Source organism: Pseudomonas sp. Y5-11 (assembly GCF_022368695.1).
Lineage (GTDB): Bacteria > Pseudomonadota > Gammaproteobacteria > Pseudomonadales > Pseudomonadaceae > Aquipseudomonas > Aquipseudomonas parakoreensis.
The window spans coordinates 5,821,730-5,841,391 of record NZ_CP058974.1 but is presented as its reverse complement, the minus strand read 5'-3'; the positions used below and the strand labels follow the sequence as shown (position 1 = coordinate 5,841,391).

At 59.1% G+C, this 19,662-nt stretch carries 19 protein-coding genes; 8 read left to right on the top strand and 11 right to left on the bottom strand.

Features of this window, described 5'->3' with window-relative positions; genetic code table 11:
- Window positions 1-35: 35 nt before the first annotated feature.
- Together HXW87_RS26250 and HXW87_RS26245 are read left to right on the top strand one after the other, a co-directional pair.
- The gene (locus HXW87_RS26250) at window positions 36-944 is read left to right on the top strand and encodes an OmpA family protein (protein WP_086791774.1); all 909 of its coding nucleotides are present in this window, start codon (window positions 36-38) and stop codon (window positions 942-944) included.
- Between the two features lie 129 nt (window positions 945-1,073).
- On the top strand, window positions 1,074-2,291 hold the full coding sequence (locus tag HXW87_RS26245) for an argininosuccinate synthase (protein WP_027612065.1): 1,218 nt from the start codon (window positions 1,074-1,076) through the stop codon (window positions 2,289-2,291).
- A gap of 149 nt (window positions 2,292-2,440) precedes the next feature.
- Here the strand turns inward: HXW87_RS26245 and HXW87_RS26240 are convergent, their stop codons facing one another.
- A complete protein-coding gene (locus tag HXW87_RS26240) occupies window positions 2,441-3,145 on the bottom strand; it encodes a hypothetical protein (RefSeq protein ID WP_239778013.1) in 705 nt (234 codons plus the stop codon).
- Window positions 3,146-3,641: 496 nt separating this feature from the next.
- Here HXW87_RS26240 and HXW87_RS26235 point away from each other — a divergent pair, with 496 nt between their 5' ends.
- Window positions 3,642-4,268 carry a response regulator transcription factor gene (locus HXW87_RS26235; protein ID WP_003227711.1) on the top strand — a complete coding sequence of 209 codons (627 nt, stop codon included), beginning with the start codon at window positions 3,642-3,644 and terminating at the stop codon, window positions 4,266-4,268.
- Between the two features lie 87 nt (window positions 4,269-4,355).
- Here the strand turns inward: HXW87_RS26235 and HXW87_RS26230 are convergent, their stop codons facing one another.
- From HXW87_RS26230 to metG, 8 genes are all read right to left on the bottom strand, one after another.
- Window positions 4,356-4,535, bottom strand: a complete 180-nt coding sequence (locus HXW87_RS26230; RefSeq protein WP_041068377.1) for a hypothetical protein — start codon at window positions 4,533-4,535, stop codon at window positions 4,356-4,358.
- A gap of 107 nt (window positions 4,536-4,642) precedes the next feature.
- Window positions 4,643-5,281 carry an endonuclease III gene (gene nth, locus HXW87_RS26225; RefSeq protein WP_003227707.1) on the bottom strand — a complete coding sequence of 213 codons (639 nt, stop codon included), beginning with the start codon at window positions 5,279-5,281 and terminating at the stop codon, window positions 4,643-4,645.
- On the bottom strand, window positions 5,278-5,859 hold the full coding sequence (locus tag HXW87_RS26220) for an Rnf-Nqr domain containing protein (RefSeq protein WP_182402273.1): 582 nt from the start codon (window positions 5,857-5,859) through the stop codon (window positions 5,278-5,280). Before HXW87_RS26220 ends, nth begins: the two co-directional genes overlap by 4 nt.
- Window positions 5,856-6,461 carry an RnfABCDGE type electron transport complex subunit G gene (locus HXW87_RS26215; protein ID WP_182402271.1) on the bottom strand — a complete coding sequence of 202 codons (606 nt, stop codon included), beginning with the start codon at window positions 6,459-6,461 and terminating at the stop codon, window positions 5,856-5,858. Before HXW87_RS26215 ends, HXW87_RS26220 begins: the two co-directional genes overlap by 4 nt.
- Window positions 6,458-7,441 (bottom strand): RnfABCDGE type electron transport complex subunit D, encoded by a 984-nt coding sequence (locus HXW87_RS26210; protein ID WP_239778011.1) that lies wholly within the window; start codon window positions 7,439-7,441, stop codon window positions 6,458-6,460. The genes HXW87_RS26215 and HXW87_RS26210 overlap by 4 nt, the downstream gene beginning before the upstream one ends.
- A complete protein-coding gene (gene rsxB / locus HXW87_RS26205) occupies window positions 7,428-8,651 on the bottom strand; it encodes an electron transport complex subunit RsxB (RefSeq protein WP_239778010.1) in 1,224 nt (407 codons plus the stop codon). Before rsxB ends, HXW87_RS26210 begins: the two co-directional genes overlap by 14 nt.
- The gene (locus tag HXW87_RS26200) at window positions 8,648-9,217 is read right to left on the bottom strand and encodes an Rnf-Nqr domain containing protein (protein ID WP_121186961.1); all 570 of its coding nucleotides are present in this window, start codon (window positions 9,215-9,217) and stop codon (window positions 8,648-8,650) included. The genes rsxB and HXW87_RS26200 overlap by 4 nt, the downstream gene beginning before the upstream one ends.
- Window positions 9,218-9,349: 132 nt before the next feature.
- Window positions 9,350-11,401 (bottom strand): methionine--tRNA ligase, encoded by a 2,052-nt coding sequence (gene metG / locus HXW87_RS26195; RefSeq protein ID WP_121186959.1) that lies wholly within the window; start codon window positions 11,399-11,401, stop codon window positions 9,350-9,352.
- Between the two features lie 321 nt (window positions 11,402-11,722).
- Between metG and apbC the strand changes: the two genes are divergently transcribed.
- Window positions 11,723-12,817 (top strand): iron-sulfur cluster carrier protein ApbC, encoded by a 1,095-nt coding sequence (apbC, locus tag HXW87_RS26190; RefSeq protein WP_182402265.1) that lies wholly within the window; start codon window positions 11,723-11,725, stop codon window positions 12,815-12,817.
- 95 nt (window positions 12,818-12,912) lie between these two features.
- Here apbC and HXW87_RS26185 read toward each other — a convergent pair whose 3' ends face one another.
- Complete coding sequence (locus HXW87_RS26185; protein WP_239779189.1) at window positions 12,913-13,671, bottom strand: SDR family oxidoreductase; 759 nt, start codon at window positions 13,669-13,671, stop codon at window positions 12,913-12,915.
- A 163-nt stretch (window positions 13,672-13,834) separates the two neighbouring features.
- Between HXW87_RS26185 and HXW87_RS26180 the strand changes: the two genes are divergently transcribed.
- The 4 genes from HXW87_RS26180 to groL all read left to right on the top strand — a co-directional run bounded on the left by HXW87_RS26180 (window position 13,835) and on the right by groL (window position 17,357).
- Window positions 13,835-14,566, top strand: a complete 732-nt coding sequence (locus HXW87_RS26180; RefSeq protein ID WP_095668423.1) for a HugZ family protein — start codon at window positions 13,835-13,837, stop codon at window positions 14,564-14,566.
- A 65-nt stretch (window positions 14,567-14,631) separates the two neighbouring features.
- Entirely contained in the window at window positions 14,632-15,108 is a 477-nt protein-coding gene (locus HXW87_RS26175) for an FxsA family protein (protein WP_095668424.1), read from the top strand.
- A gap of 258 nt (window positions 15,109-15,366) precedes the next feature.
- On the top strand, window positions 15,367-15,660 hold the full coding sequence (locus tag HXW87_RS26170; RefSeq protein ID WP_007916610.1) for a co-chaperone GroES: 294 nt from the start codon (window positions 15,367-15,369) through the stop codon (window positions 15,658-15,660).
- Window positions 15,661-15,710: 50 nt separating this feature from the next.
- A complete protein-coding gene (groL, locus tag HXW87_RS26165; protein WP_007964008.1) occupies window positions 15,711-17,357 on the top strand; it encodes a chaperonin GroEL in 1,647 nt (548 codons plus the stop codon).
- 216 nt (window positions 17,358-17,573) lie between these two features.
- On the opposite strand, the gene HXW87_RS26160 is transcribed toward groL, so the two are convergent.
- On the bottom strand, window positions 17,574-19,523 hold the full coding sequence (locus HXW87_RS26160) for an LTA synthase family protein (RefSeq protein WP_239778008.1): 1,950 nt from the start codon (window positions 19,521-19,523) through the stop codon (window positions 17,574-17,576).
- Window positions 19,524-19,662 lie beyond the last annotated feature (139 nt).

The window sequence follows — 19,662 nt, the reverse complement described above, 5'->3', positions numbered from 1 at the left end:
CGGTCTTTGTGTGACAGAAGCCAATGGAGCCTCCCGTGCGCCAGCGATATTTAGCCTTGCTCAGTGTGTTTGCCAGCCTCCCCGCGATGGCGCTCACCTACCAGACGCGTCTGGAGAACATTGAGTGGACGGTCGAGGGCGACAAGTTCGAGTGCCGTCTGACCCAGCCGATCACCGATTTCGGCTCGGGCCAGTTCGTGCGCAAGGCCGGCGAGCAGGCGATCTTTCGTCTCAATGCCTACAACGCCATGCTCGGCGGCGGTTCGGCGACGTTGCTCGCGGCGGCCGCGCCCTGGCAGCCGGGGCGCAACGACATCAATCTGGGCAGTGTCAGGATCGGCACCGGCAACGTGCTGTTCAACAGTTCGCAATCCCAGGCCGGCGGACTGATCAGCGGTTTGCTCGACGGTCGCAGTCCGGTGGTGCGTCGTGCGTCCGGCGATGGCCGGGTTTCTGAAGTGCGTCTGTTGCCGGTGAAGTTCAGCAAGGCGTTCAACGAATACCAGACCTGCGTGGCGAAGCTGCTGCCGCAGAATTTCGATCAGGTCAAACACTCGCAGATAGGCTTTCCTGGCGAAGGCACCGATCTGGATGCCGACGCCAAGGCCAGGCTGCAGGTGATGCTCGAGTTCATGAAGGCCGACCCGACGGTCAATCACATCGAACTGGATGGCTATTCCGACAACAGCGGTAATCGCCTCACCAATCGTGAACTGTCGCGCCGGCGCGCGCTGGCGGTGGTCGACTTCTTCAAGGCCAACGGCATCGCCGAATCGCAGATCACCGTGCGCTTCCACGGCGAGCAGTACCCGCTGGTGCCGAACAACAATGCGGCTAACCGGGCGAAGAATCGCCGGGTCAGCGTGAAGCTTGCACGAGTGGCGCCGACCACCGCGCCAGCGCCGCAAGCCAGCACACCCGCCAATGCTGCGGCGACTTCCTGACCCGCCGGTCATCGTCGCGCTCTCGACAGATTCTGTCGCTTTGTCGTCTTAAGCTGTCGCGCCTCTGTAAATTATCGGATTTGAGCGGTAGACTCCTCGGCTTTCCGTAGAACCCCGTGGAGTGATGGCATGGCGGACGTAAACAAGGTCGTTCTGGCGTATTCCGGCGGCCTGGACACTTCGGTGATCCTCAAGTGGCTGCAGGATACTTATAACTGTGAAGTGGTGACTTTCACCGCTGACCTGGGTCAGGGCGAAGAGGTCGAGCCGGCTCGCGCCAAGGCTCAGGCCATGGGCGTCAAAGAAATCTACATTGACGACCTGCGCGAAGAATTCGTGCGTGACTTCGTGTTCCCGATGTTCCGCGCCAACACCGTTTACGAAGGCGAGTACCTGCTGGGTACTTCCATCGCACGTCCGCTGATTGCCAAGCGCCTGATCGAAATCGCCAACGAAACCGGCGCCGACGCCATTTCCCATGGCGCCACCGGCAAGGGCAACGACCAGGTGCGTTTCGAACTGGGTGCCTACGCCCTCAAGCCAGGCGTGAAAGTGATCGCGCCATGGCGTGAGTGGGACCTGCTGTCGCGCGAGAAGCTGATGGACTACGCCGAGAAGCACGCGATCCCGATCGAGCGTCACGGCAAGAAGAAGTCCCCGTACTCGATGGACGCCAACCTGCTGCACATCTCCTACGAAGGCGGCGTGCTGGAAGACACCTGGACCGAGCACGAAGAAGACATGTGGCGCTGGACCGTCTCCCCGGAGAAGGCTCCCGACACCCCGCAATACCTGGAACTGACCTACCGTAACGGCGACATCGTTGCCCTCGACGGCGTCGAAATGACCCCGGCCACCGTATTGGCGACACTGAACAAGATCGGTGGTGCTCACGGCATCGGCCGTCTCGACATCGTGGAAAACCGCTATGTCGGCATGAAGTCCCGTGGTTGCTACGAAACCCCGGGCGGCACGATCATGCTGCGTGCACACCGCGCCATCGAATCGATCACTCTGGACCGCGAAGTCGCTCACCTCAAAGACGAGCTGATGCCGAAATACGCCAGCCTGATCTACACCGGTTACTGGTGGAGCCCGGAGCGTCTGATGCTGCAACAGATGATCGACGCTTCGCAGGTCAACGTGAACGGTGTGGTTCGTCTGAAGCTGTACAAAGGCAACGTGATCGTCACCGGTCGCAAGTCCGACGATTCGCTGTTCGACGCCAATATCGCGACCTTCGAAGAAGACGGCGGCGCATACAACCAGGCCGATGCGGCGGGCTTCATCAAGCTCAACGCGCTGCGCATGCGCATTGCAGCCAACAAGGGCCGCAAGCTGTTTTAAGTCACGCAGGCCTGTATGAAAAATGGCGGCTTGTCTCTGGACAAAGCCGCCATTTTTTTGTGCTCGTCTGGCGCTCTCCTGGATTGTCTGTCGCTACGGCCCATTCCGGGGTTTTCTTGAATACCCATTTCAGGCATCTGCCTTGCGTTTCATAGTTCTCTCAGAACCGTAGTGCTTTGTGTACTCACGTTATAGGCGACAAAGAGTTTCGCGCCGCCGCTTTTCTTCGACTGTCTGATAAGGCTGAGCGTCCTTTGCTTGAGCAAAACTTCGGATACGGGATCGGTCAAAAACAGCACTGCCTTGGTTGATTGCTTGCTCAGGCGCGGAAAGTGTTCGACCAGAATATTGAACGCCTGTGAATTGTTCATCGGACGTACATCTATGGCACGCAACGTGCCCATGGGTTTAGGGAACTGAATGTTGTGTTCTATCCACGGTTCCTCCGGGCAGGCTATTTCAGCAGACCGATGGGAGTACGTCTGGTCAGTACCTTGTTTTAGTAGCGTTCGTTCTGGTTTATTCGAATTTGATTTCTTGCCGCTTGCAATTGAAGAGTCTGTTGGAGACAAATCAGGGGTACTCTCGGTGGTCTTGAGTTCCTCAAAGGTTTTTAGAAAGCTGTCATCTTTCTCGAAATCCGAGGGGGCGTACAGAGAGCGGTAGTTGAAGTTCAGTGTTAGAAAAAACAGCAGCAACAAGTAAAACGGGAAGCTGATCAGAAACCAGACATAGACCTCCCTTTCGTCGTTATCTAAAAAAGGCAAGGAAATGGCGGCTGATGATTCGGAAATAAATGCAAATATCGCAATTATAGTCATGGGGTTGGTTATCTTTTTTCTGACTTTTATCATGGGAAGTGCTCATTAAATGTGTGTTTCCGATAGGTGGAGTGGTTGGGTGTGGGTTGAAGTTTATGCTTGAGGCTATTTTTATATTAAAGAAAATCAGTTGGGTAGAAGTATCTTGTTTCAGACATTGATTGTTAAAGTGCTTTGAATGGTTTGTATGTTGCTTTTTACAATTGGTCATCTGCCAAGTGCCGATGGCGGGTGAGTCACAGGTATTCGTCGAACAGGAATATTCGGTCTGCATTCGATGAGCAACTTGCTCTGAAAGCGAGTGCGCAAGGGCTTCAGGGCGTAGTATTTTTCACGTCGGTGCAGGGGGTGGAAAAACAGTCGTGTCATGGAAATAGTGCGTCAGTGGGTTTTTTTGTAGGAATAGTCTTTATTTGTTGTAGGGAATGTCTTTCGCTGGGAGTGCAATGGAACTCTCTTGTGCCATGTCGGAAGTGACTGGGCTATTGTGCGTGCTCTAAAAATTCGAACAGCGAAACTGGACTTGCCCATGAATAAAGTGCTGATCGTGGATGATCATCCCGTCATTCGTCTTGCTGTGCGTATGCTGATGGAACGTCATGGCTACGAAGTCATTGCAGAAACGGATAACGGTGTAGATGCCTTGCAACTTGCGCGTGAACAGATGCCGGACATCGTTATCCTGGATATTGGAATACCGAAGCTCGATGGTCTTGAAGTTATTGCGCGCCTGAACTCGACACCGATGCCCCTGAAAGTATTGGTGTTGACTTCCCAGGCCCCAGGGCATTTTTCAATGCGCTGCATGCAATCGGGGGCGGCAGGGTATGTCTGTAAACAGCAGGATCTGACGGAGCTGCTCAGTGCGATCAAAGCCGTACTGTCCGGATACAGTTATTTTCCCAATCAGGCCCTGCATACCGTACGTACCAGCCTTGGTAATGCCAGCGAGGCCGATATGGTAGACCGCCTGTCAGGGCGGGAAATGATGGTGTTGCAGCAGTTGGCGCGGGGTAAAACGAACAAGGAAATCGCCGATGGCATGTTTCTCAGCAACAAGACGGTCAGCACTTACAAGACCCGCCTGCTATTGAAACTTAATGCCCGGTCGTTGGTGGATCTGATTGAACTGGCGCAACGCAACGGGCTTGTCTGATGCTCCTGAAGCCCGAGGCAACGTGCGCTGCGCCATGTCAGATGCTGCAGAAAGTAAAAAGCCTCCGGTCAGGGAGGCTTTCAAGTGTCAAAGATCAAAATCGTAGTCGGCCAATTGCTTTTGCAGTCGGCGCTCCTCAAGCAGGTTGTCGATGGTGCGGCGTTTGCTCAGATTGGTCTTGGCGACTTCGACCACCGGTTCGGCGTCGTCGGTTTCTACAGCGGTGAAATCGTCATCTACATCCAGTTGTTCTTTGCTGTCAGTCATAAGGTGAACTCCAGGCTAAGACTGCCTTTGGCGCTCCTTATATCGATATTCCTGCTGCGGGTAAAAAAGATTTTTTCAATCGGTAAATCAATTATTCCAATAGCCAATCAATCGTCCGAGGTTTTGTGTTTGTACTCGCACAAATCTTCGATCCGGCAGCTGCCACAGCGTGGCTTGCGCGCCAGACACACATAGCGACCGTGCAGAATCAGCCAGTGGTGAGAATCCAGCAGGTAGTCTTTTGGCACAAATTTCATCAGCTTCTTTTCAACTTCAACGACATTTTTACCCGGGGCAATACCGGTGCGGTTGCTCACACGAAAAATGTGCGTGTCGACCGCCATGGTCAACTGACGGAAAGCGGTATTCAGGACCACGTTGGCCGTCTTGCGGCCGACGCCGGGCAGCGCTTCCAGTTCCTCGCGCGTCTGCGGGACTTCGCCATTGTGCAGTTCGACCAGCATGCGGCAGGTCTCGATCACGTTTTTCGCTTTGCTGTTATAGAGACCGATGGTTTTGATGTATTCGGACAGCCCTTCGACGCCCAGTGCGTGGATCGCAGCGGGGGTGTTAGCCACCGGGAACAGTTTGGCCGTGGCCTTGTTGACGCCGACGTCGGTTGATTGCGCCGAAAGAATGACCGCGATCAACAACTCGAACGGCGAGGAATAGGCCAGCTCGGTCTTCGGCTCGGGATTGTCTTCATGAAGTCTGCGGAAGATTTCCAGACGTTTTGCGGCATTCATGGATGATGTGTTTCCTTGGAGAGAGCGTTCGAACGGGTCCAGGCCTGGCGGGCGGCGAGCAGAAGCCCAAGCACGATAAAGGCGCCGGGAACCAGGGTGAACAGGTGCAGCCCTTCGTCGAACAGCACCAGGCCTTGCCAGTGCTCAGGCAGGCCACGGCCGATATGGCCCTGACCGAACAGTTCACGCAGTCCAGCCAGCGCGATCAGCAACCCGCTCGACAGGCCAAAAAACTTCAGGCGCAGGCCAAATGCCTGGGCAAAGAATCCATTGTATTCCAGCACCACGCATTGCAAGGCGATCAGCCCGGTATAGATTCCGAGTGACTGTTGCCACTGCAACGCCCAGCGTTGCGCGAGGATATTGGCGCAACTGGTCAGGGTGGCGGCCAGCAGCAGACTGGCCAGCATCCGGTCGCGGTCAGACAGTCGCGAGCGCAATGCGCCGAAACAGACACCGTAAACCGCCACGACGACGCCCGACATCAGCAGCATGCCCAATGCGCTAGCCAGTGTTGTACTGGTGCCAAGCAGAACAACCAGCATCAAGGCATTCGTCAGGTTTGTCGGCCGGTTCATGATCCGATCCCGAGCAAGGTTGCCCGGTGCTCATCGAAGTAGCGCAAGGCGTCGTGGATTGCATTGACGGTGGCCCGGGAGGTGATGGTCGCGCCCGCCAGTTGATCGAACTGTCCCTGATCCTTTTTCAGCGCCCAGCCTGCGTCGTCAGGCGCGTGACGCGATTGACCGGTAAATGTCGCCAGCCAGTGGTTCGGCCAGTCGCCAATCCGCCCGCCGAGCGCGGGCGTTTCGTTGTGCCGCAGGGTTTTTACGCCCAGCAGTCTGCCGTTGGCATCGATGGCGATCAGCAGTTCGATAACGCCGGCATAACCCTCGGTCTGCGTGCGCAACAGCACCGCCACCGGCTGTCCGGCTTTGCTGGCGCGGTAACCCGCCAGCAATTTGCTGTGGCTCAACGTCGCATCAGTCAATGCCAGTGGCTGCTCCAGCGGCTGATTGTCGTATGCATCGGCCGCGAGCACATCGAGCAGCTTGCGGCTGTCGAGCAGGGCTTGCTCGCTGGCAATCTGCGGCGCACTGGCGCGTTGCACCACATAAGTCAGGCCGAGCCCCGCGCCGGCCAGCAGCACGAGCGTCACGACAGAAACCGTGCGGCTCATGATTGCACCTGCGTCTGGCGGGCGGCGGCAAAACGTTCCAGCGCTGGCACGCAGAGATTCATCAGCAACACCGCAAACGCGACACCGTCGGGGTAGCCGCCCCATGTGCGAATCAGGTAGGTGAGCAAGCCGACGCCAACGCCGAACAGCAGCCGGGCCAGCGGACTTTTGGCGCCCGACACCGGTTCGGTGATGATGAAAAAGGCACCGAGCATGGTTGCCCCGCTCAACAGATGAAACAGCGGTGAGCCGTGGGAATCGGAACCCGAACCGTTCCAGCAGAGCAGGCTGACGACAAACAGGCTGGCCAGCATGCCGACCGGCGCTTGCCAGGCGATTACCCGGCGCTGCAACAGCCACAGCCCGCCGGCGAGAAACGCCAGATTGATCCACTCCACGCCGCGTCCGCCAAAGCGGCCGAACGCCGGATTGGCGGCGAACAACTCATCCATGGTCAGGCTCTTGTTGATGCGCAGACTGTCCAGCGCAGTGGCCTGCACCCAGGCGTCCGGGGCCTGGCCCAGATTCAGGACTTGGGCAAAAGCGGCCTGCAGATTCATGCCGTGTGCCGGCCAGTGGGTCATCGGTTGTGGGAACAGCAGCATCGCCAGGGCGAAACCGAGCATGGCCGGGTTGAACGGATTCTTGCCGACACCACCGTACAAATGCTTGCCGAACAGCAGACCCGAAGCCACCGCGGTCACGGTCAGCCACCACGGGCAGTAAGGCGGCAGGGCAGCGGCCAGCAGTGTCGCGCTGACCAGCGCGCTGCCATCGCTGAGCGTCGGTTGCAAAGGTTGGCGCCGCAGGCGGGTGACGCCAGCTTCGATCAGCAGCGCCGTGCTCGCCGCCAGAATCAAATTGATCAGCACGCCCCAGCCGTAACACCAGAACAGTGCCAACAATCCCGGCAGCGTGGCCAGCAGCACCTGCTTCATCGCCTGTTGCAGGCGATCATCCGGTGCCTCACGGGGCGACATGGTCTTGCACCTGACGCTCGGCGGCCAGCAGGCGAGCGCGGGCCTTGTCGAGGATGTCATTCGGTGTGTCGGCGCGGCGTTCGAGTTTGCTCAGGTCGGCGCGGGCGTAGGCCAATTCGGTTTTCAACTGGCGGAGCTGGTTGTCGATCGGGCGCTTTTCCACCCGGACCCGATCAGGCACAGGCTGCTCACTGGCCGCCTCGGCCACATGCAGGGCTTGCTCGGCATCACGCAGGGCCTGTTCCAGCGTGGCAATCTGCTGCGCGGGTACTTCAGCGGTCTGAGCCTTTTTCAGTTCGGCGCGACGCATGGCCAACTGGATTTTTGCCCGTTTCAGATCCGCGTCTTTCCCTGGAGCCGGAGCCGCAGCGGCTGGAACGGCGGCGCTGCTTTCGAGTTTCGCCAGCGCCTGTTCTGCCGCTTCGAACTGCTGCTGCAGCACGATCAGTTGCGATTGCTGTTCGAAGGTCGGTGGATGGCCGAAGGCTTTCAGCGATTTATGCAATTGCGCGCGGCTCATGGCGACATCGATCTTGGCTTTCTTCAGCGCCGCATCGGCGGTTGCGGCTTTCTGCGCGCGCACCCGTTCCAGAGCTGCCTGCACCGGGTCGAGAGTGGCCGCCGCCGGTTGCGCCGCCGGTTGCGCCGCCCGTTGCGCGCGGGCTTCGCGCTCAGCCTGTTTGTGCTGTTCTTCACGTTGCAGGCGGGCGTTGCGGCGTTCAAAACGCTGGCGCGCATGATCGCGTTTGGCCGTGCGTGCGTGCAGCTCTTCAAGGCGGGTCGCCAGACCACCGACCACCGGCAAGGTGCCGAGCGGCAGCGGGTGCATCTCGATGCAATCCACCGGACACGGTGCCACGCACAGGTCGCAACCGGTGCATTCGTCGATCAGCACGGTGTGCATCAGTTTCGCCGCGCCGACGATGGCGTCGATCGGGCAGGCCTGGATGCACTTGGTGCAGCCGATGCACTCGGCTTCGCGGATGTAGGCCACTTGTGGCGGTGCCGCGCCGCGGCTGACGTCCAGTTCCAGCACCGGTACTTTCAACAGTTCAGCCAGGGCGGCGATGGTTTCGTCGCCGCCGGGCGGGCACTTGTTGATCGGTTCGCCGTCGACGATGCCTTGCGCATAGGGCTTGCACCCGGGGTGGCCGCATTTGCCGCACTGGGTCTGCGGCAGGAGGGCGTCGATGAGTTGAATCAGACTCATGTTTTGATCAGTCCACTGAATCCGAGAAAAATCACTGCGATCAGTCCGGCGCCGATCAGGTCGATCGGCAAGCCGCGAAAGGGCAGGGGAATGTCGTTGTCCGCCGTGCGTTCACGCAAGTCGCTGAACAGGCTCAGCACCAGCCAGAAACCTAGCCCGGCGCCGAGGCTCAGTGCCGCCGCCTGCAACAGGCCATGATCATTTTGCGCATTGATCAAGGCCAGCCCCAGCACGCCGGCATTGCCCAACAACAATGGCCATAGCCCATCGAAGGGCCAGTCAGGCAGCGCACGGGTCAGCAGTTTCAATACTGGCGCGATCAGCAGCACGTTCAGCGGCAAGAACACGAACAGGTGCAGGGCCTGCAGTTGCAGCGGTACCAGCAGCCAGTGCCAGATTGCGTAACCGAAGATGCCGACGCTCAGCATCAGGCACCCCGTCGCCAGCCCCAGCGCATGCACCAGGCGCCGACTGCCGGCCAGCAACGGATCGACACCCAGCGGCCAATGCAACACGAAGTTGTTGAGCAGGGCGGCACTGATCAGCGTAAGCGCAAGTTCGGTCATGGTTCTGCCGGCAGCAACGGGCGGGTGTCACTTAAGGTTAGGCATTATCCGGCACCCGCGAAGGGTGGGCCAGATATGAAAAATCCCACAGGCCTGCAGAACATGCCTGTGGGATCGTTTTACCGCTGGGTCTTACTTGATGCGTTGACCCGGCTTGGCGCCGCTGTCCGGGCTCAGCAGGTAGATTTCTTCACCGCCAGGGCCGGCGGCCATCACCATGCCTTCGGACATGCCGAACTTCATTTTCCGCGGCTTGAGGTTGGCGATCATCATGGTCAGGCGACCGTCGAGTTTCGACGGGTCCGGGTAGGCGCTCTTGATTCCGGAGAACACGTTGCGCTGCTCATCACCGATGTCCAGGGTCAGGCGCAGCAGCTTGTCCGCGCCTTCCACGTGTTCAGCCTTGACGATCAGGGCCACGCGCAGGTCGACGGCGGCGAAGGTGTCGAAGTCGATTTCCGGCGACAGCGGATCCTTGGCCAGTTCGCCATTGCCCGCAGGTGCGGCAGCACCGGTGTCGGTCTGGCTGGCGGTCAGGTCTTCTTTCGAGGCGTCGGTCATGGCCTGCACTTTTACCGGGTCGATGCGGGTCATCAACGGTTTGAACTCGTTCAACTGATGGTTGGCCAGCAGGGTGGTGTGGTCGTTCCAGGTCAGCGGGGCGACATTGAGGAATGCCTCGGCGTCGGCGGCCAGCAGCGGCAGCACCGGTTTGAGGAAGATCACCAGTTGGCGGAACAGGTTGATGCCGGTGGCGCAGATCGCCTGGACTTCATCCTGCTTGCCTTCCTGTTTGTTCAGCGACCATGGCGCCTTGTCGGCGATCCAGGCATTGGCGCGGTCGGCCAGGGCCATGGTTTCGCGCATGGCGCGGGCGAAGTCGCGGGCTTCATAGGCGTCGGCAATGCCTGGTGCTGCGGCGAGGAAGGCCTCGGTCAGCTCTGGCGCAGCGTTGTTGTCGACCAGCAGGCCGCCGTTGCCCTTGTGGATGAAACCGGCACAACGGCTGGCGATGTTGACCACTTTGCCGACCAGGTCGGAGTTGACCTTCTGCACGAAGTCTTCGAGGTTCAGGTCGAGGTCATCGACACCACGGCCCAGTTTGGCCGCGTAGTAGTAACGCAGGTATTCCGGCGACAGGTGATCCAGGTAGGTGCGCGCCTTGATGAACGTGCCACGGGACTTGGACATCTTCTGGCCGTTGACGGTCAGGTAGCCGTGCACGTTGATCCCGGTCGGCTTGCGGAAACCGGCGCCTTCGAGCATGGCAGGCCAGAACAGGGCGTGGAAGTTGACGATGTCCTTGCCGATGAAGTGGTACAGCTCGGCGGTCGAGTCCTTGCCCCAGAACGCGTCAAAGTCCAGCTCCGGCGTTCGGTCGCAGAGGTTCTTGAAGCTGGCCATGTAGCCGATCGGCGCATCCAGCCACACATAGAAATATTTGCCCGGCTCGTCCGGAATCTCGAAACCGAAGTACGGCGCATCGCGGGAGATGTCCCACTGCTGCAGGCCGGCGTCCAGCCACTCGGCGATCTTGTTGGCCACGGCGTCCTGCAGGGTGCCGCTGCGGGTCCAGGTCTGCAGCATCTGCTGGAAGTCTGGCAGCTTGAAGAAGAAGTGCTGGGAATCCTTCAGCACCGGAGTCGCGCCGGAGATGGCCGACTTTGGATCCTTCAGGTCGGTCGGGGCGTAGGTCGCACCGCATTTTTCGCAATTGTCGCCGTACTGGTCTTCAGTGCCGCATTTCGGGCAGGTGCCCTTGATGAAGCGGTCGGCCAGGAACATTTTCTTTTCCGGGTCGAAATACTGGGTAATCGAGCGCTGGGCAATGTGCCCGGCATCGCGCAGTTTCAGGTAGATCTGGCTCGACAGCTCACGGTTTTCTTCGGCGTGAGTGGAGTGGAAGTTGTCGAAGTCGACCAGGAATTCGGCAAAGTCGGCGCTGTGTTCAGCCTGCACATTGGCGATCAGTTGTTCCGGAGTGATGCCTTCCTTTTCCGCGCGCAGCATGATCGCCGAACCATGGGCGTCGTCGGCGCAGACATAAATGCATTGATTGCCGCGATGCTTCTGGAAGCGCACCCACATATCGGTCTGGATGTATTCCAGCATATGGCCAAGGTGGATCGAACCGTTGGCGTAGGGCAGGGCGCTGGTGACGAGGATCTTGCGTGGTTCGGACATGTGGGGCTTCGCTACTTGATGAAACGGAGGTCGGCCACTATAAAGCGCTGGCGCATATTTTTCACCCTGTGCCGCTGGGTACTTTGAGAGCATTTGTGGCGAGGGGATTTATCCCCGATGGGTGGCGAAGCCGCCCCCAAACCCGATATCAGGGCCTGTCAGACACACTGCGGGTGATGGTTTTGCGACTGCTGCGCAGCCGATCGGGGATAAATCCCCTCGCCACAGGGGTTAACGGGTTGAAGTAATCAGTTCGCCACAAATCAGCGTCCAGCGTACGATACCCGCCATCTTTTCCCAGTCTTGTTATCGGAGTTGCCCATGAGTGCCGTCACTCGCGCAGCGGTGGAAGCCGTCCTCAGCCAATACACCGACCCCTACCTGAACCAGGACCCGGTCAGCGCCGGTTGCGTGAAGCACATCGAGATCGATGGCGACCGCGTCAAGGTTCAGCTGGAAATCGGCTACGCCGCCGGCCTGTTCAAGAGTGGCTGGGCGCAGTTGCTGCAGTTGGCCATCGAAAACCTCGATGGGGTGACGATCGCCAGGGTCGAGGTCGACAGCGTGATCGCCGCGCACAAGGCCCAGGCCCAGATCCCGGGCCTGGCCAACGTCAAGAACGTGGTCGCCGTGGCGTCGGGCAAGGGCGGTGTGGGCAAGTCGACCACTGCGGCCAACCTCGCACTGGCGCTGGCCCGCGAAGGCGCCAGGGTGGGGATTCTCGACGCCGACATCTATGGCCCGAGCCAGGGCATCATGTTCGGCATCCCCGAGCGCACTCGCCCCGAGGTCAAGGATCAGAAGTGGTTCGTGCCGCTCAAGGCCCACGGTGTCGAAGTCATGTCGATGGCGTTCCTGACCGACGACAACACGCCGATGGTCTGGCGCGGGCCGATGGTCTCCGGCGCCTTGCTGCAACTGGTTACGCAAACCGCGTGGGGCGATCTGGATTATCTGGTCATCGACATGCCGCCAGGCACTGGCGACATCCAGCTGACCCTGGCGCAGAAAGTCCCGGTAGCCGGTGCGGTGATCGTCACCACCCCTCAGGATCTGGCGCTGCTGGACGCACGCAAAGGCGTGGAAATGTTCCGCAAGGTCAACATCCCGGTGCTGGGCGTGGTGGAAAACATGGCGGTGCACATCTGCTCGAACTGCGGACATGCCGAGCATCTGTTCGGTGAGGGCGGTGGCGAGAAGCTGGCGACTCAATATGGTGTCGAACTGCTGGCCTCGCTGCCGCTGTCGATGCTGATCCGCGAGCAGGCCGATGGCGGCAAGCCAACGGTGATCGCCGAGCCGGACAGCCAGATCGCCATGGTCTATCAGGAACTGGCCCGCCACGTCGGCGCGCGCATTGTGTTGCAGGAAGCGGCGACGCCGGCAATGCCGAATATCAGCATCAGTGACGATTGATCGGCGTCGTTTGCTAAAAGATCGCAGCCTGCGGCAGCTCCTACAGAAAAGCTCTGTGCAGGAGCTGCCGCAGGCTGCGATCTTTTGATCTTGCTTTAGATGCGCAACCCGCCATCCATCTCCAGAATCCGCCCGGTGTAGTAGTCGTTCTCGAAGATGTACGCGGCCGAATGGGCGATCTCTTCCGGCTTGCCCATGCGCTTGAGCGGAATCCCCGAGGTCATCTTCTCCAGCGCTTCGGGCTTCATGCCCAGGGTCATCTCGGTTTCGATGAAGCCCGGCGCAATGCCCGCCACACGAATGCCGTAACGCGCCAGTTCCTTGGCCCAAGTCACGGTGGCTGCGGCCACGCCTGCCTTGGCCGCAGAATAGTTGGTCTGGCCGACGTTACCGGCGCGGGAGATCGAGGAAATGTTGATGATCGCGCCGCTGGTCTTCAGCTCGACCATTTTCGCCGCCACTTCACGGGTGCACAGGAACACGCCAGTCAGGTTAACGTCGATCACCGCCTGCCACTGGGCCAGGCTCATTTTGGTCATTTCGCCATCTTTGACCTTGAGCAGCAGGCCATCGCGCAGGATTCCGGCGTTGTTGATCAGGCCGTGGATCGCGCCGAAATCTTCGGCAACCTGCGCGACCATGTGTTCAACCTGTTCTTCATTGGCCACGTTGCACAGATAGCTGCGCGCCTCGACACCCTTGGCCTTGCAGGCTGCCACCGCGTCATCGAGTTTTTCCTGATTGAGGTCAAACAGTGCAAGCCTGGCGCCTTTGCCGGCGAAATACTCGGCCATGGAACGGCCCAAACCCTGGCAACCGCCGGTGATAATGATTACTTTGTCGTTGAGTTGCATGCGCATGCCCCGATAGCCGGTCTGAGTGGTTTTTGTTATTGGCGACGCTCGATCCGTACCGGTATGGCCAGATTGCACATGAGCATTGCCCGATGGCGTTACAGGGACTTATCCCCAGGCGCCTGTCCGTTTTTTCGACGGATTCTATTTAAGGAGTCATAAATTGAGCGTTGAAGCGGCCAAGAATGCCCGAGAATTGCTTCTCAAGGAATACCGTGGCGTATTGTCGACCCACTCCAAATCGATGCCCGGTTTCCCGTTCGGCTCAGTGGTGCCGTATTGCCTGGACGAGCAAGGCCGTCCGCTGATCCTGATCAGCCGCATCGCCCAACACACTCACAACTTGCAGAAGGACCCGAAGTGTTCGCTGCTGGTGGGCGAGCGTGAGGCCGACGACGTGCAGGCCGTTGGTCGCCTGACCTATCTGGCCGAGGCGCAAAAGCTCGAAGATCCGGCGGCTATCGAAGCCGCCGCCGAGCGTTACTACCGGTATTTCCCCGATTCGCAGAACTACCATAAGGCCCACGATTTTGATTTCTGGGTGCTCAACCCGGTACGTCACCGCTACATCGGCGGTTTCGGCGCGATTCACTGGGTCGATCAGTTGACCCTGGCCAACCCGTTTGCCGGCAAGGCGGAAATCAGCATGGTCGAGCACATGAACAGCGATCACGCCAAAGCCATCGCGCATTACGTGGAGCTCAGCGGGTTGCCGCAAACCGTGCCGGCGCAACTGGCCGGAATCGACAGCGAAGGCATGCACCTGCGCATCGGTCAGGCACTGTACTGGTTGCCCTTTCAAGCGCCTTGTCATACGCCGATACAAGTGCGCGAAGCCTTGGTTTCTCTGGCTCACGCCGAGGTCTGGCCAAAAAATGCGGTGGCCGACGCTTGAATTCACGAAAGGGCGACGTCATCTAAGGCTTACTGCAAGGCATTTCTTGCGTTGAGGAATCTTTGATGCGCCCTTTTTTGTTGCTCTTTCTGCTGTTTCCGGTGCTGGAGCTGTTCGTATTCGTCAAAGTGGCAGGGGCGATCGGGTTTTTCCCGGCCCTGCTGCTGATCATTCTCGGCTCGATGTTCGGTGTGTTCGTACTGCGCGTCGCCGGTCTGGCAACTGCGCTGCGTGCCCGTGAAAGCCTGAATCGCGGTGAGTTGCCCGCACAGACCATGCTTGAAGGCTTGATGCTCGCCTTGGCTGGCGGCCTGTTGATCCTGCCGGGTTTCGTCAGTGACGTGGTCGGTCTGGTGATGTTGTTGCCGTTCACCCGTCGTTTGCTGGCCAATAAAATGCGTCAGCGCGCCGAAGAACAGGCGATGCGTCAGCGGGCCTTTGCCGATGACCTGCAACCCCGTGGCGGTCCTGCACCGCGCCAGCCTCTGGGCCGCGAGGGTGATGTGATCGAAGGCGAGTTCGAACATCGCGACAGCCAGTAACCCCTGCATAGACACGGCACCTTCGGGTGCCGTTTGTTTATGCGCGGCATTCAAGGGGCACAGGATGAAAAATTTTCTGTCCCCGCCCTTGTAATCAGCTTATGCGCCCTTATGTATCGGTCACCGAAAGGTTTCCGGCATTCAAGCCGGACAGACTTCCGCGGTTCGCTCGACGAACCGCAACCGGCGCAGGCCGGATTTGTTAAACCCGCCGGGACTACACCGGCCGATGAAAACCACAATTAGGAGAGATCGACAATGAAGCTTCGTCCTCTGCATGACCGCGTCGTCATCCGTCGCAGCGAAGAAGAAAAGAAAACCGCTGGCGGTATCGTCCTGCCAGGTTCGGCTGCTGAAAAAGCCAACCACGGTGTGATTCTCGCTGTAGGCCCGGGCAAGGCTCTGGAAAACGGTGAAGTGCGTGCACTGTCCGTGAAGGAAGGCGACAAGGTTGTGTTCGGTCCTTACTCCGGCAGCAACACTGTGAAAGTTGACGGCGAAGACCTGCTGGTAATGAGCGAGAACGAAATCCTCGCTGTTATCGAAGGCTGATACCCCCGTTCATTTTCCCGTTACTACAAAGTATTTAAGGAATATCGATCATGGCTGCTAAAGAAGTTAAGTTCGGCGATGCCGCTCGCTCCAAGATGCTCAAAGGCGTCAACGTTCTGGCTGACGCGGTAAAAGCGACCCTGGGCCCGAAAGGCCGTAACGTGATTCTCGAGAAGAGCTTCGGCGCTCCGACCATCACCAAGGACGGCGTTTCCGTCGCCAAGGAAATCGAACTCGAAGATCGCTTCGAAAACATGGGCGCGCAGCTGGTCAAAGACGTTGCCTCCCGTGCCAACGATGACGCTGGTGACGGTACTACCACTGCGACCGTTCTGGCTCAATCGATCGTCAACGAAGGCCTGAAAGCCGTCGCTGCCGGCATGAACCCGATGGACCTGAAGCGCGGTATCGACAAAGCGACCATCGCCATCGTCAAAGAGCTGAAAGCCCTGTCCAAGCCATGCGCTGACACCAAGGCCATCGCTCAGGTCGGCACCATTTCCGCCAACTCCGACAACTCCATCGGCGACATCATTGCCGAAGCCATGGAAAAGGTCGGTAAAGAAGGCGTGATCACCGTTGAAGAAGGCTCGGGCCTGGAAAACGAACTGTCGGTTGTAGAAGGCATGCAGTTCGACCGTGGCTACCTGTCCCCGTACTTCGTCAACAAGCCGGACACCATGGTGGCCGAGCTCGACGGCCCGCTGATCCTGCTGGTCGACAAAAAGATCTCGAACATCCGCGAAATGCTGCCAGTGCTGGAAGCCGTTGCCAAAGCCGGCCGTCCACTGCTGATCGTAGCCGAAGACGTTGAAGGCGAAGCCCTGGCGACGCTGGTCGTGAACAACATGCGTGGCATCGTCAAGGTTGCAGCCGTCAAGGCGCCAGGCTTCGGCGACCGTCGCAAGGCCATGCTGCAGGACATCGCCGTTCTGACTGGCGGTACCGTGATCTCCGAAGAGATCGGCCTGAGCCTGGAAAGCACCACCCTGGAGCACCTGGGTAACGCCAAGCGCGTGACCCTGTCCAAGGAGAACACCATCATCGTTGACGGTGCTGGCGTACAAGGCGACATCGAAGCACGTATCGCTCAGATCCGCGCCCAGGTTGCCGAAACTTCCTCGGACTACGACCGTGAAAAACTGCAAGAGCGTCTGGCCAAACTGTCCGGCGGCGTTGCAGTGATCAAGGTTGGCGCTGGTTCCGAAGTTGAAATGAAAGAGAAGAAGGCCCGCGTTGAAGACGCCCTGCACGCAACCCGTGCAGCCGTTGAAGAAGGCGTGGTACCTGGCGGTGGCGTTGCGCTGATCCGCGCTCTGGAAGCCCTGACCGAACTGACCGGCGACAACGCTGACCAGAACGTCGGTATCGCTGTGCTGCGTCGCGCTGTTGAAGCGCCGCTGCGTCAGATCGCTGCCAACTCCGGTGACGAGCCAAGCGTAGTGGTCAACGAAGTGAAGAACGGCAAAGGTAACTTCGGTTACAACGCCGCTTCCGGCGAATACGGCGACATGATCGAAATGGGCATCCTGGACCCAACCAAGGTCACCCGTTCCGCTCTGCAAGCTGCAGCCTCGATCGGCGGTCTGATCCTGACCACCGAAGCAGCTGTTGCTGATGCACCGAAGAAAGAAGGCTCGGCTGGCGGCGGTATGCCAGACATGGGCGGCATGGGTGGCATGGGCGGCATGATGTAAGCCAGCCTTACCCTGTAACGAAAAACCCCGCCTGCGATGAGCAGGCGGGGTTTTTTATTGCCTTCGATTTGTCGTTGGCGCTATACCGAGGTGCGCCCATCGCTGGCAAGCCAGCTCCCACAGGTTTAGCGCAATCCTTGTGGGAGCTGGCTCGCCAGCGAAGGCGTCATGTCAGTCAACACAGAGGCTGACTGACACAACAACGTCCGTCTTCAGTTAACGATCACTGACCTGCGGAGCCTCTTCTTTCACAGGCTTCCAGCTCAGCAACTGCTGTTTGAAGCCATAACTGGCGGTCTGGTAATAGGTGATCGCGCGGGTAATCAGCGGGTCGTCGCTGCTGACCCGCGACTCGCGGCTCTCGGTCAACGCATCGTCATGCCGGCGCAAGCCCTGGCGCGGACTGAGGATCGCCAGATCCTTGCCATCGAACAGGCCCAGATGCTGGTAGTTGCCGACCACCACGCGCGGTGGCAGCGGGTTGTCCTGCAACAGGTTGCGGCCGAAGAACGTCGAGGTGTAATCCAGGTTCAGCAGGCCCAGCAGCGTCGGGGCCAGATCGATCTGGCTGGCCAGTTGCGCGCTTTCGCGAGCCTCGATCATTTTCGGCGCATAGATGAACAGCGGGATCTGATAGTTGGTGATCGGCAAGTCTTCTTTACCGGCACTGCCTGCAGTGTGGTCAGCGACGAAAATGAAGATCGTATTGTCGAACCACGGTTTCTGCCGCGCCTGCTCGAGGAACTGGCCAATCGCATAGTCGGTGTACTTCACCGCGCCATCGCGGCCGTTACCGGACTTGATGTCGATGCGGTTGTCCGGGTAGGTGTAAGGGCGGTGATTGGAGGTGGTCATCAATTGCAGCAGAAACGGCTGTTGCCTGGCGTAATCGGCGTCCGCCAGCTTCAGGGTCTGGCGATACAGATCCTCGTCAGCCATACCCCAGGCGTTTTTGAAGTGGATTTCGGCTTCATCGACGCTGCTCTGATCGACGACGCGATAGCCGTTGCCGCTGAAGAACGCGTTCATGTTGTCGAAGTAACCGCGTCCGCCATAGACGAACACGCTGTCGTAACCTACGGCGCTGAGCTGTTGGCCAAGGCTGGCGAAACCGCTCTCACGGCCGATGCGCTTGACGATCGAGCGGCCCGGCGTTGGCGGGATGGCCAGGGTGATGGCTTCCAGACCGCGGTCGGTGCGGGTGCCGGTGGCGTAGAAGTTATTGAAGTACAGGCTCTGCTTGCGCAAGGCGTCGAGGTTCGGCGTCAGGTTGCGACCGTCGCCGTTGCTGCCCAGGTACTTGGCGCTCAGGCTTTCGATGGTCACCAGCACGATGTTCGGCTTGCGCGGGGTGCCCGGGTTGTCGATCACCCGGCGAATGTCCTGTGGATCTTTGCCGATGAAGCGCGCGTCGCTCTCACTCAGCTCGGAACGGATCTGGCTGGCGACTTTTTCCGCCGGCAGGCTTTTGTAGAACTGGGTGTAGTCCAATTCATTGTTACGGAACGCGGCGAAGAACTGATACGGGCCGTTGCTGGCCAGCTCGTTCTGGTAGGCGTTGCCGCCCTGGGCGCGTGGGGCGTCCTGGCTGAGCAGTTGCAGGCTCAGGCCCGCGACGATCAGCAGGCCCAAGGCGCTGAGCAGGCGTCCGCGCAGCGCTGGCAGCGGGGCATTCATGGCGGCATTGAACGGCTTGCGCAAAGCGAAACTGATGACCACGGCCAATACGGCGAGAAGGCTCATCAGTTTGCCGATCGGGTAGGATTCAAGGACGTTGTTCAGCACTTCGTCGGAGTACACCAGGTAATCGACGGCGATGAAGTTGAAGCGCACGCCGAACTCGTCCCAGAACAGCCATTCGGCCACCGCCACGAACAACATGGCGAACAGGCTGATCGTCAGCAGGACGCGCAGGAACCCGCGATGTCCGCGACGGCGCCACAGGCCCGGCGGGCAGAGTAGCAAGTACAGGCCCATTGGCAGTGCCGCGTAGGCAAGGAACCCCAGGTCATACAGCGCACCGATGCCGAACACGGAAAGGGCGAGGCCACCGGCCTCATCCAGGTGAGTCAGCAACAGGACCGCTCGCGTCAGGAGAAAAATGACCAGCCAGGTGCCGGTGATCAGCAGCAGAAAGCGCACGGGCGCGGTCTTGAAAGAGTCCATTGTCTCGTTTTCCTTATATCAATGGCGCGCGAGTGTCGCGGCGTCACTGTAATCAGGTTGTGAATCGATAGTGAAAACTTTGTTAATTATTTAATTTGTCCGGGCAAATGGACTTGCGCGTATGCCGGCCCTAGCCCTG